This is a genomic window from Pseudoalteromonas sp. DY56-GL22, from assembly GCF_041414715.1.
Lineage (GTDB): Bacteria > Pseudomonadota > Gammaproteobacteria > Enterobacterales > Alteromonadaceae > Pseudoalteromonas > Pseudoalteromonas simplex.
The window spans coordinates 52013-67955 of the sequence record NZ_JANHZR010000007.1 but is presented as its reverse complement, the minus strand read 5'-3'; the positions used below and the strand labels follow the sequence as shown (position 1 = coordinate 67955).

Sequence of the window (15943 nt, the reverse complement as noted above, 5' to 3'; positions counted from 1 at the left end):
ATTTAGACGCACTAATCCTGTATTAGGCAAAAATTGGTGGACGATAAAGGGAAGTGGAAATTGAATGAGGTTGTTTAGATTGCAGAGCAGCTACAGATTCACTCAATATTTGAATATCTGTCGAATCAATACTGGAATTTAGGACTGTCGTAGATGAGCAAGCATTTGCAGGACAAACACATTCAACGTCACAACAATCTTCTGATTGACCATTACTGCTTTTATTCATATCACCATGATCCATGTTCATGTTCATGTTCATGTTCATGTGTGATTCGTGAGAACCTGATGACATTTCGCACGGCATAGCAGAATACGCAAATGCTTGCCCTACAAAGGCAAACAGCATAAGCGTTATTACTAAGACTTTTGAAAATGCTTTAGACATAAAATTCTCATAAAAATATACATTGTCTATGCTAATACAAATTTTCGAATAAGTAAATTGATGTCATGTAAACATTTATGAATATTTGACTAACGTCAATTTTTTCAAAGAGGTAAGTGACAAATAATAATCTCATCAGACTTTTTATCTTCGTTATTCAATGGCTTTTATTTTGAGACTTAAGTTGCTCTCTCATTTCTAAAACTCGATCTACCGAATAAGCTCCCGCCCTCATAACAACCAGTTCAACAAACGAAATATCAATTAACTTATGGTCAGCATCAATCACATAACAACTCTCACTATGTGTGTATATTTCTAACTTATCCTCATCAGCAGATTTGCTAACAACCTTTGAAGTCACGATTTGCTGAAATGGCCGGAACCTGAATGTTTCATCTTCAATAACCACCCCTGATAAAAACTCGCCAAGAAATATTTTTTCAAATTCTTTATAGTCGTAAACAGATACTATGTAGGCATCCTTTAAATATATTCTATCCAACGTATTCCCTTACTAATAACTAGCCGGGAGCATATTTCGCAGCTCTAATAACTTATTAGGAGAATACATACACTCATGCATTAAATTAAACTCAAATGCATTTACATCAAACTCTTTTGGTACAGCATCTAAGATATAAAAGTCAACACCAAAGCACTTACTTTCTTGACCATTGATTTCCAGAACCTTTATCGTGAATAAAGCATCTCCTTCTTTACCATTTTCATTTTCGTCAGCAAATGTGCCGTAAAGCACCCGTTCAACTTTTTCCTCTGTATCAGATTGAATTGAGATAAGTTTTGCGTTGGTTAGTTTTACTCTAGGTCTCATGCTTGAACTCCTTTCATATCTTCTACAGAAAAAGGACGAAAGAAACTTAGATATTTAACCCCATCAACTTTAAGTAAATTGTTGTCAGCATCAAAATGTGACAGAACACTAGATTGATACAACGAAATGTATTTTTCATAATCGATGGTGTTAAAAAAATTGGTATCAACGCGCCTCGCATAAAAAACAAGATCTTGCTGATCGATACGAACAATGAACTTCTGATCGCCATCTAGATTTTTAACACGTAAACACAAATTAGGTTTGTGCCAATCAGATACAAAGGAAGGAATCAGAGGGAAGCCGTATACCAAATAGCGCATACCTTCGATTTTGAAGGTTGTTGGATTGAACTGAGCCTTATTTACTTTGCCGCTACTGAATAATTCAAGTGTCAACACCAGCCAGTGCACATGCTTAGAAAATGTATTTCCTTCAGAAATACAGCCTTCGAACTCACCATTATGGTTTACATGATTGATGTACATGTATTTTTTAATGTCATCCAAGGAAAGCTTTTCAACCGGAAACTTTGAAGCTATGAGCCTGAAATAACAACCATGAACTTTTAAATCTGCATATTGAACTATCAACGGATCATCAAAGGCATCAAAGTATGGTCGCCACTCTAAGCGGAAGTCTGCGCCTGTATTAACAATAAACTTGGCATCTTCAGGTAACCCTAAAACTTGGTATATCAATGAAACTAAATCTAAAGTTTCAATATCTACCAGCATCAGGCTTTCAATACGGTTTGCCATTGACTCAATTTCTTTATGAAGCGATTCAATAATTTCTTGATCATCGTGTTCGTTGATCATTAAATATTTCAGGGAATCGTGCTTTAGAATTGAATCCAGTTTTTTCTGTTCAAATGCTTCAGTGAGGCTATTATGGGTATCAGAAAAATGAGGGCAGTTATAAACACCTCTAGCCCACAGGCCTTGGGCGTAAAGATCAGGAAACTCTAATAACTCAGCAAACTCTTTTGCTTGTTTATTGAGTTTATTCTTTAATTGATAAAGTGAGATCATTTAGTTCTCCAAACAACTTTTTAATAAACAATGGCCTACCAACACATTGCTTTATTTATTGTTCAAATAACCAAATTTTTACGGATGCTCCGCTTCACTGTTCACGTTTTCAAGGCGAAAAACATGTGTAGGCGTAGGCTGTCCGTTCAGCCTTCTTATTATAATATCGCCAAAAAACAAAATGACAACTTACGTATTTGTACAACTTTAGGTAGATATTTTGAGTTTGAACTCTGAAAAGCTAAGCCCAAACAAGGATACGACCATCTCTTCATTTATATTGGAGCCGGGAAATTTTTTTTCAAAATTTCCAATAATGCTATCTAGGTGGCTAGCTAATATTTTTACTAAAAATATTTCCGAGTTTGGTGAGAGTGCAGACAGTGCTATCAATGGGTTATCAAAGGATTCAGCTTTTATTTTTACTAGTAAATCGCTGTAACTGTCACAGCCATATAGACAAATAGCTGCCCCTTCTTGGGCTTGTCCAAGGGGAATAGTTAATAATTTAGATAATCGTTTTGCCTGCCTTTTTATATTTACTAGCAGGTCTTCTTTATTAAAAGACATCAATACACCAAAAAACGGCAACGCTAGGCCACGCACCTATGTCACTCAGTTTTTATGTGAATATTTAATCTTTTAGTTCAGAGTAAATCCATTTCGTCCTGTTTTCGTGGGAACGGGCTTCTCTGAAAAGCCACTGCAAAAAGCAGTGGCCATTGTCGCAATATTATAAGGAAATGTGAATGGTAGTTTGATGCCTACATATTCTTTTCAGTGAATTCAGCCAAGCTACTACGCTCTACTTCATCAAAAATCAGCACTGATCCTTTTTCATAATGACGAAACACATTAACAGCCGCACTTGCACCAGAAGAAGCAGGTGTTACAAACTTATCGTCAATCTGGGCTAGGTTGCCCAATACGATTGTCCGACAATTTTTCCCACCACGGCTTAACATGCCCTTGATTTGCGCTCTAGTCATGTTTTGAGCTTCATCAATGATTAAAACAGCATCGTCTATTGAACGGCCACGAAAATAAGCCATGCTAGTAAATTCTATATTGGCTTTTTCAATCACATGCTCGACTGTAGCGTAGACATTTCCTTCATGATTATCATCCGAGTGCATCGAAATTAATGCGTCAGTAATACCTGCCAGAAGAGGCATTGATTTTTCAGTTAAATCCCCCGGTAAGAATCCCGGATCGTCGTCCATAAAGTCTCTGGAGCGCACCACAACGATTTTTTTGTACTTTTTCAACTCCAATACTTGATGCAGCGCCGAAGCAACTGCCAAAAAAGTTTTTCCGGAGCCAGCAGGACCAAGGATGATATTTAAATCATAGTAAGGGTCTGTTAATTGGCTTAAAGCTACCGACTGACGCTGATTTTTAGGCAAAATGCCCCATACTTTTTCTTGTTTACGAGGCAATAGCTTTGTGAATACCTCAGTATCTGTTACTTCTGAAATTCGCCCAATGTGTCCAGCTTCATCGTACCAATACATGTTTGGCTGAACTTCATCATTAAATAGACTTATTGGGAAAGTATAAACTTCTCCTGAAACCTTGAAGTCTTTGTCTGATTTAATTCGATCAAAAAGATCTCCTTTAAAGGCTTGTACCCCTGTGTATAAAAGATCAATATCTGATATTTGATTATCTACGGCAACGTCTTCTGCCATGACCCCTACGGTTCGAGCTTTCAAGCGCATATTAATGTCACGGCTAACAATTATTACGTCTTTATTGAGTTCTTTTTGAAGATATAAAGCATAATTAATTATTCTGTTATCAGCATCACTTCCTATCCCGTGCTTTAACTCCTTAGCCAGATCCAATTGAGTGTCAATTCCAATGAAAAGCTTTCCTCTCTGGGCTGTTTCGGTAGATGGTAAAGGAATACCTATTTCCATTTCCTCGGCTGTATGTCCATTTATAATGTCTTCAAGCATTCTAATGCACATACGGGCATCGGCACTTACCGATTTATTAGTTCTTTCTTTCAGGTTATCAAGCTCTTCAAGGACAGTTAGACAGATGTAAATATCATCTTTGTAGCTAAAAATAGATTTTGGATCATGTACTAATGCAGATGTGTCTAGTACACGAGGATTTCGATTATCAATAGAGCTTTTCATTACGCAGCCTCCCAAAAGATTGAATCGTTGCTAGGCTTTGTGTTGTACTTTTCTTGTAAATTACAAATTTTGAGTAAAGGTTTATTGTTGAGAGACTGCTCAGAGTAGCTAAGGTAATCAATTTTTTTGGAAATTCTTTTTACTTTTTCTACAGGCCAATAAAAACAAGGGGGTAAAAACTTTAAAATACCCCCAATTCGGGGTTGTAAAATGACAACCGCATTTTGAATACTACGACCACGCATAAAGTTTACCGATTTAAACTGTACGTTGGCTTTTTCCATAATGTAATTACGGCTCGAAATCGGATTCTCATCTCCTTTATGCAGCACTTCTAACGTATCGGTAATGGCAGCTAACCACGGCGCCATTTTCTCTTCTTCAGTGCCAGGTAAAAAGCCAATTGATTCAGCAATCTCTGGGGTATTACGCGTAACAATCACTTTATCGTAAATGCCTTTTTCAATAATCATTTCGAGGGCACTAGCAAGAGCAAGTAAGGTTTTACCACAGCCAGCGGGACCAGTTAAAATCACCAATTCAATACTTGGGTCAAGTAGCGCATCAAGTGCCATCCCTTGATAAACATTTTTTGGTTTTACACCCCACGCGGTATGACTCATCAAGCGCTCAACACTGATATCTTTTAAAGTAATTTGTTTATCATCGTAGCTTGTTACTCGAGCCGCAAAGTGGTCGCTTTCATCTAAAATATATTCATTGCAGAACACATCGCTAATCGTGCTTTTTGCCACATAATGATAGGTATCTCGGCCTTGCTGCTCTGTTTCACATTCTCCAACCTGTTGCCAAAAATCACCGTCAATTTTTTTATAGCCGCTTGTAAGCAACGCTATGTCGTCAATTAATTGGTCTGTTCTGTAGTCTTCAACAAATTTAAGCCCTGCCCCTTTCGCTTTAAGGCGCATATTGATGTCTTTAGTGACAAGCACCACCTTGCTGTCACTGTGCTGTTTTTGCAGATGTACAGCGCAATTGATAATACGATGGTCGTTTTCGTTGCCAGGTAAACCCGAAATACTGTCTGCAAATAAATGGTCATTAACAATAATTAAGCGGCCACGAGATTCTGATTTTGCCTTTTTGTTACTAGGGAGCGCGACACCCTGCAACATTTGCTCTGGCGAAGCGTCCTTTAGAACTTCATCTAAACCACGAATAGCAACACGGGCGTCACGGCTAACGTCATGTTTCCTATCTTTAATGTGGTCGAGCTCTTCTAATACTGTCATGGGGATAACAACATCATGTTCTTGGAAAGATAAATAAGCGAGGGGTTCGTGGAGTAATACATTGGTATCGAGCACATACATTTTACTATCAAGGTTCGAAGCTTTTTCCATAGCACTTTCCTTACGTTTTATGATTTTTATGCTATACCCAATAAACTAAACAAGCGGCGGATGAAGCTATGGTTTATTCGTCAGGTATATACTCAGTTTAGTCTATTTACGACAAAAGTCCTTTTTATGACAAACAAATATACAATTATTTAACTGGTTAAAATACATACAATTTTTACCATTAATAATGGCTTAAAAAGGTTGACTAAATTTAATTGTGTGCGGCGAGTTTACTGCCTTGAAGTAGCATGGCGTTACAGGTAACATAGCCGCCTTTTTTCTTCATAGACGAGACATACATGAATTTTTCCTTAGGTCAGCGTTGGATCAGTGATACTGAGTCAGATTTAGGATTAGGCACCGTTGTTGCCCTTGAAGGCCGTCAGGTCAGCATTTTATTTCCAGCCAGTGGAGAAAACAGAGTTTATTCTTTAACAGAAGCGCCTGTTACTCGTGTCGCATTTAATCCAGGTGATATTATTCGCAGCGTTGAAGAGTGGGAATTAGAAGTTGAGTCTGTTGAAGAGCAAGGCGAGTTACTATGCTATCACGGCATTCGCGTTGATAATGGTGAAAAAGCGCAGTTAAAAGAAACCTTTTTAGATCACTTTATCAAATTCAATAAACCACAAGACCGTTTATTTGCAGGTCAAGTGGACCGCTTTGACCGCTATACCCTGCGCTACCAAACTTGGCAGCACCAGTTTGAGCGCCAACAATCACCTTTAAAAGGTTTAATTGGTCAGCGTGCAAACCTTATTCCGCATCAGCTTTATATTGCACAAGAAGTAGGTAAACGTTTTGCACCACGCGTATTACTTTCTGATGAAGTAGGTTTAGGTAAAACCATTGAAGCAGGTATGATTTTACATCAACAGATCATCAGTGGCCGAGCTAGCCGTGTATTGATTGTTGTGCCTGAAAACTTACAGCATCAGTGGTTAGTCGAAATGCTACGCCGCTTTAACTTACGTTTTTCAATCTTTGATGAAGAGCGTTGTGATGAAGCATTTGCAGACTCACCAAACGTATTCGAAACAGAACAGTTAGTACTTACTAGCCTTGAGTTCTTAAGCAAGAAAAAACGTTGGTTTGAGCAAGCAACCCTGGCTGATTGGGATTTATTGGTTGTTGATGAAGCGCACCATTTAAGTATCAATAATGGTAAGCCAAGCACTGAATACCAACGCATGGCAGAGTTAAGCCAAGATATTCCAGGTCTTATCTTATTAACAGCGACGCCAGATCAACTTGGTCACCGCAGTCACTTTGCCCGCTTGCAATTACTCGACCCTGATCGTTTCTACGACTACGATGCGTTTGTTGAAGAAGAAAGCAACTACAAAGAGGTTGCTGAAGCTGCTAATCAATTACTGGGTGAAAAAGGCCTTGATGATGCATCTCGAGCAACATTAAAAGAACTATTAAAAGAAACCGATATCACAGAGCTTTTAGCCAAAGCAGAGCAAGGTGATGAAACGGCGCGCAACGAAATATTATCAATGCTGCTAGACCGCCATGGTACGGGTCGTATTTTATTTAGAAATAGCCGCAGCGGTATTGATGGTTACCCAAGCCGTAAGCTTCATGCATACCCTATGGCAATGCCTAAACAATATAAAACGGCGATGTCGGTACTGGGTAACATGGGCGGCATTCAAAATGCTGAACTAACGGCACTTCGCGCTCTATTCCCTGAAAAGATCTTCCAAGAGTTTGAAGGTGAAAATGCTAGCTGGGGGGCATTTGACCCACGTGTTGATTGGTTAATCGAAACCTTAAAAACCCTTAAACACGAAAAAGTACTGCTTATCTGTGCTAAAGCCGAAACCGCACTTAGCCTAGAACAGATTTTACGTGAGCGTGAAGCAATTAAAGCCTCTGTTTTCCACGAAGGCATGTCGATTGTAGAACGTGACCGTGCAGCGGCTTATTTTGCCGACGAGTACGACAGCGCGCAGATTCTACTTTGTTCTGAAATTGGTTCTGAAGGTCGTAACTTCCAATTCTCGCATCACTTAGTATTGTTTGATTTACCACTAAACCCAGACTTACTTGAGCAACGTATTGGTCGTCTTGACCGTATTGGTCAAACTCAAGACGTAAACATTCATGTGCCGTATTTTGAAAACACCGCACAAGAAGTGTTACTGCGTTGGTACAACGAAGGCTTAGATGCGTTTGAAACAACCTCGACAACAGGGCAAATGCTGTATAAAGAGTATGGCGAAGAATTGCTTGAGTTTATTGGTGCACACAATTGCGACGAAGAAGAGCTAGACCCACTACTAGAACAAGTTGCAGGTCAAAATGCCAAGCTTCGTAAGCAAATGGAAAGTGGTCGTGACCGCTTACTAGAGCTGCATTCAAGTGGCCAAGGCCGAGCAGAAAGCCTTGTAGCTGATATCGAAGAATTAGACGATCAATTCACGCTACCAAGTTATATGATCAATGTGTTTGACACCTTTGGGGTAAGCCAAGAAGATAAAGGTGAAAATACCATTATCTTAAAACCAACTGAGCACATGTTAAACCCATCTTTCCCATGCTTAAAAGATGATGGCATCACAGTAACGTTTGATCGCAGCACCTCGCTTTCGCAAGAAGACGCGCATTTCATCAGTTGGGATCACCCAATGGTGCAAGGCAGCTTAGACATGATTTGTGATGATGACTTTGGTACTGCCTCTGTGGCGTTACTGAAAAACAAAAAGCTACCTGCTGGTACCTTCTTTGTTGAGCTCATTTTCATTGCGGAGGCGATGGCGCCTAAAGCACTTCAGGTTGGCCGCTTTTTGCCACCAACGCCTATTCGTATCTTATTAGATAAGGGCAGTAACAATCTGGCTGATAATGTTGCTTTTGATGCTTTCAATCAGCAGTTGTCTGCGGTTGGTCGCCAAACTGCAAGTAAATTAGCCAGCGCGCTACAAAGTGCCATTCACCCAATGATCACCAGCGCACAAGGCATGGCACAAACCAAGCTAGAAGCACTGCGTGCTGAATCACTAGAGAAAATGCAAACTGCACTCGGTGAAGAACAAGCTCGTTTAACGGCACTTAAGCAGATCAACCCAAATATTCGTGATGAAGAGCTTAGCTTTTTTGATAAGCAACGTACTGAACTCACTACTTACATCGAAAAAGCCCAAGTTAAACTGGATGCAATTCGTTTAATTGTCGTTTCTCACTAACGTTGAAGCGCTAAACTCAAAACTACAAACGCGATGTGCTTTCACATCGCGTTTTTTATGCAAAAAACACCACAAGGGTAATAATTACGGCCAATACCGCTAGCTTGCAAAATAACTTAGCTAAGCTTTTATTTCTTTGTATTAAATCGTCTTTATAAGCCTGCTTTAAATATACTGCTTGTAGGCCTGAAAAGCCTTTACAGTGCGGGCACTCTGGCTCAAGGTCATTAACTTCTAAGCCACAACGTGTACAAGGTTTACTGCGAATTAAACCAAGGCGAAACATTCACTTGTCCTTTTATTTAAACTCCATAGCTGAATTTACTGTATCTTAGCTGCTACTCGAAAACCAGCTCTGGCATTGTGTAAGCGCTCATACTCCTTTAAAATAGCGCCCTTGCATATCATCGAGGCTGGCTGTGTTACTCAATTATAATCCCCCAATGACACCTTATTTAAGTATTGTTTATCAAGACGATGACTTACTTATTGTGAATAAACCAAGTGGTTTACTTACTGTGCCGGGAAAAGACCCAAAACACGCCGACTGCCTTATTGCTCGCATTAATCGCGTTTTCCCAACGGCAAAAATTGTTCACCGCCTTGATATGGCGACCTCTGGCATTATTTGTTTAGCTATGCATAAAGAAGCGCATCGTAATTTAAGCATTCAGTTTCAAGATAGAAAAACCGCGAAACGCTACATTGCTCGTGTATTTGGTAAGCTTGAGCAAGAAACTGGTTCTGTAGATTTACCACTTATTTGTGATTGGCCGAACCGCCCAAAGCAAATGGTTGATCACGACAATGGCAAACCGTCATTAACCCATTTTAAAGTACTTGAGCATGAACAGAATGCAACTCGTGTCGAGCTGACTCCTATTACTGGGCGTTCTCACCAACTACGTGTGCACATGCTGTCATTAGGTCACCCTATTTTAGGCGATAAGTTGTATGCTCACCCCGAGGCATTCGCCATGGCTCCCCGCTTACAACTGCATGCCGAAATGCTTACCTTAGCTCACCCTGCAAGCGGTGAAACACTGATTTTTGAAGCCGCTCCTGAGTTTTAAGACAATTCGCTAAATATTTAATAAAGACTGCCGATAGTTAATTAATCACTGATTTAATTAAAGACTCAGGTAATATCGGCATGAATTTAAAACCCGCACATCGCTTAGCTTACGCAGCCTGTTTTGCGTTGATGGGCAATGTGAATGCTGCCGATTTTATTAAACCCACCCCTTGGTCAAGCTTGGTCACTAACGATATTCAACGCTTTTTACCAAGTGATGAAGTACGTACTCTGCTTGCCGGTGAAGATGAGTTCATTAGTTTATACCGTCAATCGATGGCAGCCAGTCAACGCGGAATTGTGCTAATCATTCCTGATTGGCAGCACTTACCCACTAATAATGCTGGTATTAACTTTTTGCGCAAGCAGTTAAACGAAATTGGCTATGCAACCCTTGCCATGACCATGCCTGACATTGATTGGCACCCTGTCGATGTGACAACGCCCGAGTCACCTAAAAGCTCTGAAGCTGAGTCAACAACACAAAGTAGTCAACAAGGCGATGAGCAATCAACTCCTGCTCCACCAGCCGAAACACAACAAGCGCCGCATTTTGTTACAGGTGAACCTAATATTAGTGAAGCCGTACTTGATGATTATAAATTAAAGCTAATTGCCAGATTCAATGCCTTGTATAACAGTGCCATGGATGAAGGCGGCAACATTATTGTAGTAGCACAAGGTGCCAGTGCGGGGCTCTTGATTGAGCATTATGCTAGCTTTCCAAATAACGAACTAAACGCTTTTATTAGCCTAGGTAGTTATTTACCTAACAGTGTTCGTAACCAGCATCTCAATGCGACGCTTTCGACTATCAGCCCACCGCTACTGGATATTTTCTATAGTGAGGGCAACCCTGACACGCTGCAAAGCGTTAAAGACAGAAAACGTTGGGTAAGAAAACACGCAAAATATGACTACCGACAAAGAGAGTTATTTGGTGTGCCTTCAGAGCCTGAGCAGCACCAGCGGCTGCTCAAAGAAGTCGACGGATTTTTACGCCGCCTTTTTTAAATACTCATAAGCCGCTTGAATATCTTGGCTTTTCTTTACCGCAACTTCCATCATATGTTTTGGTAAACCTTGCGATACCAGCTTATCGGGATGATGCTGAGCCATGAGCTTTCGATAAGCAACTTTAATATCTCTCGCAGAAGCATCATTGTTTAAACCTAAAAGAGCCAACGCTTGGGCGCGATTCATACTATTATTCGGTGGCACACTGTGCCCTCTTTGTTCACTATGACTGCTGCGATTTTGCTGACTTTGTTGACGCTGCTGTTCATAAAAACGCTGTTGTTGCTGACGAAATGCAAATTCGGCTTGGTAACGTTTTAATAAAATTGCAAACTGCGTACGTGAAATACCTAACTGCTTACTCACCTCTTGCAAAAGCTGCTTTTCTTGCTCTGCAAGGTGACCATCAGAAAAGGCCATTTGAATTTGTATTTCGAGGAACAGTTGCAATAAATCATGGCGTCGAGCAAAGCGCTCTTTAAAGTCATGAACGGTTTCTTTTAATGAAAAGTCGCTTTCTTTACCACTACGAAAGGCATCTTGTGCTTCTCTTCGCTCATCACCCGATAAACCCATTTCGTCCATAAACAAACTTGCAGCACGAATATGCGTTTCACTAACGCGACCATTCGATTTGGCGATATGCCCCATCACTGCAAAGCAGCTAGAAAAGAAAAGTGCTTGGCGCTCGTTAATATCATCGCCTTTAAACAAACCAGAAAAACCACCTGCTTTATCAAAATCTTGTTTTAAGCTGCGATCGAACATATGGCCTAGGTATAGGCCTAGTAAGGCTCCTATAAATTTGCCAAACATAAAGCCAAAACAAAAACCGAGTACTTTTCCCCACATAATTTGGCAAACCTCTGTTGTTTTTACAAAGCGAAACGCTGATTGATTTCGTCGAGTCTGGCTGGTGTGCCAATGTCATCCCACTGACCTAAATAAAGTTCAGTCGAAACCTGATACTCACTGAGCTTTTCTCGCAAAATAGGCCCAAGTGGACGAATACCAGTGCTGAGACCTTTAAAGAAATCAGCATGATAGCGACTTATACCGGAAAAAGTATACTTTTGACTATCTGGGCTTAGATGACTCAGCGCAAAATCACCATCAGGATTATGCGCGGGATTTTCAACAAGGACAATATGCGCCTCTCCTGCTTGCAGGTGTAACTGCATCAACGAAGTCACATCGTAATCAGTAAACACATCACCATTGATGACAATAAATTGCTCGCCCAATAACGGCAATGCTTGAATGATCCCCCCAGCGGTTTCTAGCCCCCCAGCTTGTTCTTGGCTATAAGTGATCGTTACACCAAACTGCGAACCATTACCGAAATACTCGGTTATTTTGTCACCCTGCCAAGCAAGGTTAATGACAATATCGGTAATGCCTGCTTGGCGTAAGTTATTAATATGATGCTCTAATAATGGCTTGCCTTTAATCTTTAGCATCGGCTTTGGTTGCGTTTCGGTTAGCGGCATCATGCGTTTACCACGCCCCGCCGCTAGGATCATTGCTTTCATTTGGACTCTTTCGTTAAACGCTGCTTAGTCTGTGGAATAATTATCTGCTCTATCCACTGACCAAGGGCTGTTAACTCTGGGTATTCTTTACTGACATTACTGATGTATGTAAGGGTTGGCAGTACATTATTCAAATAGCCAGACTTACCGTCACGTAATTTTAATCGGCAAAATATGCCCGCAGCTTTTAAATGACGCTGCACGCCGGTTAAGTCAAACCAACGTTTAAACATCGCAAACGAAGTGTCTTGCAATAGCTGCTGCTCGCTAAATTCGTCATAAGCGTAATGTAAAAGGTAGTCGAGCTCTTGTTCTGGTAGCTTGAAATAGCAATCTCTTAATAATGAAACAAGGTCATAACACACCGGCCCTTGCACCGCATCTTGATAATCGATGATTGCCCATTGCTGCCCTGTGCGCATAATATTGCGACTATGGAAGTCTCGGTGCACCGTAACAATTGGTTGCTCAAGGGCATTATTAATTAATAACTCACAGGCTTGTTGCCACATTTGCTGTTCATCAGCAGAGAGTTGCTCACCGATAAAGTTATCGACTAACCAATCTCTAAAAATACTTAGCTCAAACTGTAAAAACTCGCCATCAAATACTTTCATATATTGGGCAGGCGGAATTTGCGCCCACTGTGCACTTAACTTTATTAGATGTTTGTAGTGTAAAGTGCGGTCTTCGTCGCCCAGTAAATCAGCCAAATGAGTATTGCCTAAATCACTCAGCAAGAAGAAGCCTTGTTTTTCATCAGCCTGAAGAATTTTTGGTAATTTAAACCCATGCTGAGAAAATACTTTATTGAGCTCTATATAAGGCGTGTTATCTAATTTATCTGGATCTGAGTCCATGACAATATAGCTCTGATCACTTGTATTTACGCGGAAATACCGGCGAAAACTCGCATCCCCAGTGATGGCGGCTAATTGATATTCATCCTCTTTAAAGTGAGGATTTAAAAACTGCTGTAAACTTTTATAACGATTCATTTAGTAAGATATCTATTTTTCACTAAGTCAATTACTGTATTTGCCATTGTTTTCCTTTATTATGTCTAGCTTATATCCAACCAAAGAGCATTAAGGTCATTAAATGAGCAAAACCTGGGGCATAATGATGCTAAGCGTACTTAGCGCACCATCGTTCGCCGAAACTGAACTGACACACAATTTTTGTGGCACTTCAATGCAAACCAGAGCTTGGCAACCGCTCCCTGGCCTTGAACTTAATATGATCGATATCAAATCCGATGATATTGAACTATTGGGTACCCAAAGCGCAGAATTTACCGGTAATGTAGATATTAACACCCTAACGATGAATTTGTCCGCACAAAGTGCACTGATTGACAAACAACGTGGGTTACTTAATGCAACCGGTCCTATCGTTTATCGCGATAAAGTAAGCCAAATTAATAGCTCTGGACTCAATGCAGATTTAAACAATTCTGAATTGAGCTTGCTAGGCGCAGACTATAAGTTTACTGATCAACTTGGTCATGGCGGCGCAGAAAAACTAACAGTTAATGAGTCTGGCCTAAACCTGATGAACGCAAGCTTTACTACCTGTCCGGGTGAAACACCTGTGTGGGCCATCGAAGCTGACGAAATCGACTTATCAAGAGAAGAAGGTTGGGGCGAAACACATAATACTGTGCTTAGAGTGTTTGATACCCCAGTACTTTATGTTCCTTATTTTACTTTCCCATTAGATGACCGTCGTAAGTCAGGTTTACTAACACCTAACTTCTCGAGCTCAGGCCGCTATGGTATCGAAACCATTACTCCTTATTACTGGAATATTGCACCAAATTACGACGCGACTATAACACCGCGCTATATGTCTAAACGCGGTTTACAAATGATTGGGGAATTTCGTTACTTAACTGAGCAAAATAATGGCTTAGTTGCTGTTGAGTACCTAGACAAAGATGACGAAGAGCCAAATGTAGACTCTCGTTACCTGTTCCACTGGCAACAGCAAAGTTATTTAGGTGAAAACTGGCGTGCTAATATCGACATAACAAACGTCAGTGATGATAACTACTTAACCGATTTAAACTCTGGTTATGCGACTCGCACCGATACTCAGTTGTACCGCACCGGCTCTCTAACCCACTTAGGTGACACTTGGCGCACCAATATCAAGTTGCAAAGCTTTGAAGTACTTGGTGATCACCGTGAATCATATGCGGCGTTGCCACAAATTAGTTTTTCGCAAACTGATGCATATGATTTTTATGGCATTGATTTAACCCTTGATGGTGAGCTCAGTTATTTCACGAATGATGAAGCTGTAATTGATGAAGCAAGCCGTGTTCATATAGAGCCTAAAGCAAGTTTTGGTTATCAAGAATACGCATGGTCATTTTTATCTGAGTTCAGCGTATTACATACTGAATACAACCAACATGGTGACTTAGCTGGTACCGAGTTTGATGAAAATGTCACTCGAACCCTACCTAAAGTACGTTTATACAGCCAATTAAATTTTGAGCGTGATACTGCATTTTTCTTTAAAGATGGTATTCAAACTCTTGAACCACAAATTCAGTACTTATATACGCCAAATAAAGACCAATCAAATATTGGTCTTTACGATACAGCAAAATTACAAGACGATTTCTTTGGCTTATTTAGAGATCGCCGTTTTTCAAGTATCGACCGAATAGCAACTGCAAACCAATTTACGTTAGGTGCAACAACACGCTTATTTAGTAGTGAAAATGAAGAAGTATTTAACTTCAGTGCCGGACAAATTTTTTATTTAAGTAATGATGCCAAGCCTACATCACAAGGTATCGACTCCGACACTAACTACAATGCCTTGTTTGCAGCGCAAACCATGTTACATTGGCACCGTCGTTGGTATTTATCAGGTGGTATCCAGTACGACACTGATGGTAAAGAAATTATTCAGTCAAATATCACCTTAGATTATAAAGGTGACGATAAACAGCTCGTGCAATTGAACCATCGCTATGCAAATGATGTCTCAGGCAATACAATCGAGCAAGTTGGTCTATTTACCAGCATTCCGCTATCAGAAGATTGGCAGTTTGTTGGCAGCTACCACCGTGATTTAGAGAGCGGTCGTAGTATTGAGGTTTTCAGCGGTCTTCAGTATGAATCATGCTGTTGGGCGTTTCAAATCACAGGCCGTCGTCAAATCGAAACTGATTTGAACCAGGCGATTGGTCAAGAGCAAGCCACCTTTGACACAAGTATTGGTTTCAATATTGTGTTAAAAGGGCTTGGAAGCAAAAGCCGTTATGATGCACAAAAATTATTACAACAAGGTATTTTTGGCTATCGTAGACCGTATTTTCTTAATAACTAGTACCGCAGT

The 15943-nt window shown here is 40.3% G+C and carries 15 protein-coding genes; 4 read left to right on the top strand and 11 right to left on the bottom strand.

Annotated elements, in window-relative coordinates; all coding sequences use genetic code 11:
• Window positions 1-22 precede the first annotated feature (22 nt).
• From NO991_RS15395 to NO991_RS15365, 7 genes are all read right to left on the bottom strand, one after another.
• Complete coding sequence (locus tag NO991_RS15395; protein WP_235403999.1) at window positions 23-388, bottom strand: hypothetical protein; 366 nt, start codon at window positions 386-388, stop codon at window positions 23-25.
• Window positions 389-545: 157 nt separating this feature from the next.
• Window positions 546-893 carry a hypothetical protein gene (locus tag NO991_RS15390; protein WP_135923575.1) on the bottom strand — a complete coding sequence of 116 codons (348 nt, stop codon included), beginning with the start codon at window positions 891-893 and terminating at the stop codon, window positions 546-548.
• A gap of 12 nt (window positions 894-905) precedes the next feature.
• Window positions 906-1223 carry a hypothetical protein gene (locus tag NO991_RS15385; protein WP_135923574.1) on the bottom strand — a complete coding sequence of 106 codons (318 nt, stop codon included), beginning with the start codon at window positions 1221-1223 and terminating at the stop codon, window positions 906-908.
• The gene (locus NO991_RS15380) at window positions 1220-2257 is read right to left on the bottom strand and encodes a hypothetical protein (protein ID WP_135923573.1); all 1038 of its coding nucleotides are present in this window, start codon (window positions 2255-2257) and stop codon (window positions 1220-1222) included. The genes NO991_RS15385 and NO991_RS15380 overlap by 4 nt, the downstream gene beginning before the upstream one ends.
• 207 nt (window positions 2258-2464) lie before the next feature.
• Window positions 2465-2827 (bottom strand): hypothetical protein, encoded by a 363-nt coding sequence (locus NO991_RS15375; protein ID WP_076920056.1) that lies wholly within the window; start codon window positions 2825-2827, stop codon window positions 2465-2467.
• A 194-nt stretch (window positions 2828-3021) separates the two neighbouring features.
• Window positions 3022-4404 carry a PhoH family protein gene (locus NO991_RS15370; RefSeq protein ID WP_062566157.1) on the bottom strand — a complete coding sequence of 461 codons (1383 nt, stop codon included), beginning with the start codon at window positions 4402-4404 and terminating at the stop codon, window positions 3022-3024.
• Window positions 4404-5768 (bottom strand): PhoH family protein, encoded by a 1365-nt coding sequence (locus tag NO991_RS15365; RefSeq protein WP_300418929.1) that lies wholly within the window; start codon window positions 5766-5768, stop codon window positions 4404-4406. Before NO991_RS15365 ends, NO991_RS15370 begins: the two co-directional genes overlap by 1 nt.
• A gap of 299 nt (window positions 5769-6067) precedes the next feature.
• Between NO991_RS15365 and rapA the strand changes: the two genes are divergently transcribed.
• Window positions 6068-8962: an RNA polymerase-associated protein RapA gene (gene rapA, locus NO991_RS15360; RefSeq protein WP_300362551.1), complete on the top strand. Its 2895-nt coding sequence runs from the start codon at window positions 6068-6070 to the stop codon at window positions 8960-8962.
• Window positions 8963-9017: 55 nt separating this feature from the next.
• On the opposite strand, the gene NO991_RS15355 is transcribed toward rapA, so the two are convergent.
• Window positions 9018-9248: a hypothetical protein gene (locus NO991_RS15355; RefSeq protein ID WP_187490286.1), complete on the bottom strand. Its 231-nt coding sequence runs from the start codon at window positions 9246-9248 to the stop codon at window positions 9018-9020.
• Window positions 9249-9381: 133 nt separating this feature from the next.
• Here NO991_RS15355 and rluA point away from each other — a divergent pair, with 133 nt between their 5' ends.
• Together rluA and NO991_RS15345 are read left to right on the top strand one after the other, a co-directional pair.
• Complete coding sequence (gene rluA, locus NO991_RS15350; protein ID WP_187490285.1) at window positions 9382-10035, top strand: bifunctional tRNA pseudouridine(32) synthase/23S rRNA pseudouridine(746) synthase RluA; 654 nt, start codon at window positions 9382-9384, stop codon at window positions 10033-10035.
• A gap of 80 nt (window positions 10036-10115) precedes the next feature.
• Window positions 10116-11051, top strand: a complete 936-nt coding sequence (locus NO991_RS15345; protein ID WP_138619088.1) for a DUF3530 family protein — start codon at window positions 10116-10118, stop codon at window positions 11049-11051.
• Here the strand turns inward: NO991_RS15345 and djlA are convergent.
• From djlA to NO991_RS15330, 3 genes are read right to left on the bottom strand one after another with little or no spacing between them, the layout of a single operon-like run.
• Window positions 11034-11906 (bottom strand): co-chaperone DjlA, encoded by an 873-nt coding sequence (djlA, locus tag NO991_RS15340; protein ID WP_054551003.1) that lies wholly within the window; start codon window positions 11904-11906, stop codon window positions 11034-11036. The two genes, NO991_RS15345 and djlA, sit on opposite strands and share 18 nt — an antisense overlap.
• 23 nt (window positions 11907-11929) lie before the next feature.
• The gene (murU, locus tag NO991_RS15335) at window positions 11930-12586 is read right to left on the bottom strand and encodes an N-acetylmuramate alpha-1-phosphate uridylyltransferase MurU (RefSeq protein WP_138619084.1); all 657 of its coding nucleotides are present in this window, start codon (window positions 12584-12586) and stop codon (window positions 11930-11932) included.
• A complete protein-coding gene (locus NO991_RS15330; RefSeq protein WP_300420689.1) occupies window positions 12583-13584 on the bottom strand; it encodes an aminoglycoside phosphotransferase family protein in 1002 nt (333 codons plus the stop codon). The genes murU and NO991_RS15330 overlap by 4 nt, the downstream gene beginning before the upstream one ends.
• A gap of 103 nt (window positions 13585-13687) precedes the next feature.
• Between NO991_RS15330 and lptD the strand changes: the two genes are divergently transcribed.
• On the top strand, window positions 13688-15934 hold the full coding sequence (gene lptD, locus NO991_RS15325; RefSeq protein WP_300420691.1) for an LPS assembly protein LptD: 2247 nt from the start codon (window positions 13688-13690) through the stop codon (window positions 15932-15934).
• Window positions 15935-15943: the final 9 nt, after the last annotated feature.

Excerpts from the sequence above, each read along its gene's own strand:
- NO991_RS15395 (WP_235403999.1), bottom strand. The coding sequence starts at position 388 with ATGTCTAAAGCATTTTCAAAAGTCTTAGTAATAACGCTTATGCTGTTT.
- NO991_RS15385 (WP_135923574.1), bottom strand. The coding sequence starts at position 1,223 with ATGAGACCTAGAGTAAAACTAACCAACGCAAAACTTATCTCAATTCAA.
- NO991_RS15380 (WP_135923573.1), bottom strand. The coding sequence starts at position 2,257 with ATGATCTCACTTTATCAATTAAAGAATAAACTCAATAAACAAGCAAAA.
- NO991_RS15375 (WP_076920056.1), bottom strand. The coding sequence starts at position 2,827 with ATGTCTTTTAATAAAGAAGACCTGCTAGTAAATATAAAAAGGCAGGCA.
- NO991_RS15370 (WP_062566157.1), bottom strand. The coding sequence starts at position 4,404 with ATGAAAAGCTCTATTGATAATCGAAATCCTCGTGTACTAGACACATCT.
- NO991_RS15365 (WP_300418929.1), bottom strand. The coding sequence starts at position 5,768 with ATGGAAAAAGCTTCGAACCTTGATAGTAAAATGTATGTGCTCGATACC.
- rapA (WP_300362551.1), top strand. The coding sequence starts at position 6,068 with ATGAATTTTTCCTTAGGTCAGCGTTGGATCAGTGATACTGAGTCAGAT.
- NO991_RS15355 (WP_187490286.1), bottom strand. The coding sequence starts at position 9,248 with ATGTTTCGCCTTGGTTTAATTCGCAGTAAACCTTGTACACGTTGTGGC.
- NO991_RS15345 (WP_138619088.1), top strand. The coding sequence starts at position 10,116 with ATGAATTTAAAACCCGCACATCGCTTAGCTTACGCAGCCTGTTTTGCG.
- djlA (WP_054551003.1), bottom strand. The coding sequence starts at position 11,906 with ATGTGGGGAAAAGTACTCGGTTTTTGTTTTGGCTTTATGTTTGGCAAA.
- murU (WP_138619084.1), bottom strand. The coding sequence starts at position 12,586 with ATGAAAGCAATGATCCTAGCGGCGGGGCGTGGTAAACGCATGATGCCG.
- NO991_RS15330 (WP_300420689.1), bottom strand. The coding sequence starts at position 13,584 with ATGAATCGTTATAAAAGTTTACAGCAGTTTTTAAATCCTCACTTTAAA.
- lptD (WP_300420691.1), top strand. The coding sequence starts at position 13,688 with ATGAGCAAAACCTGGGGCATAATGATGCTAAGCGTACTTAGCGCACCA.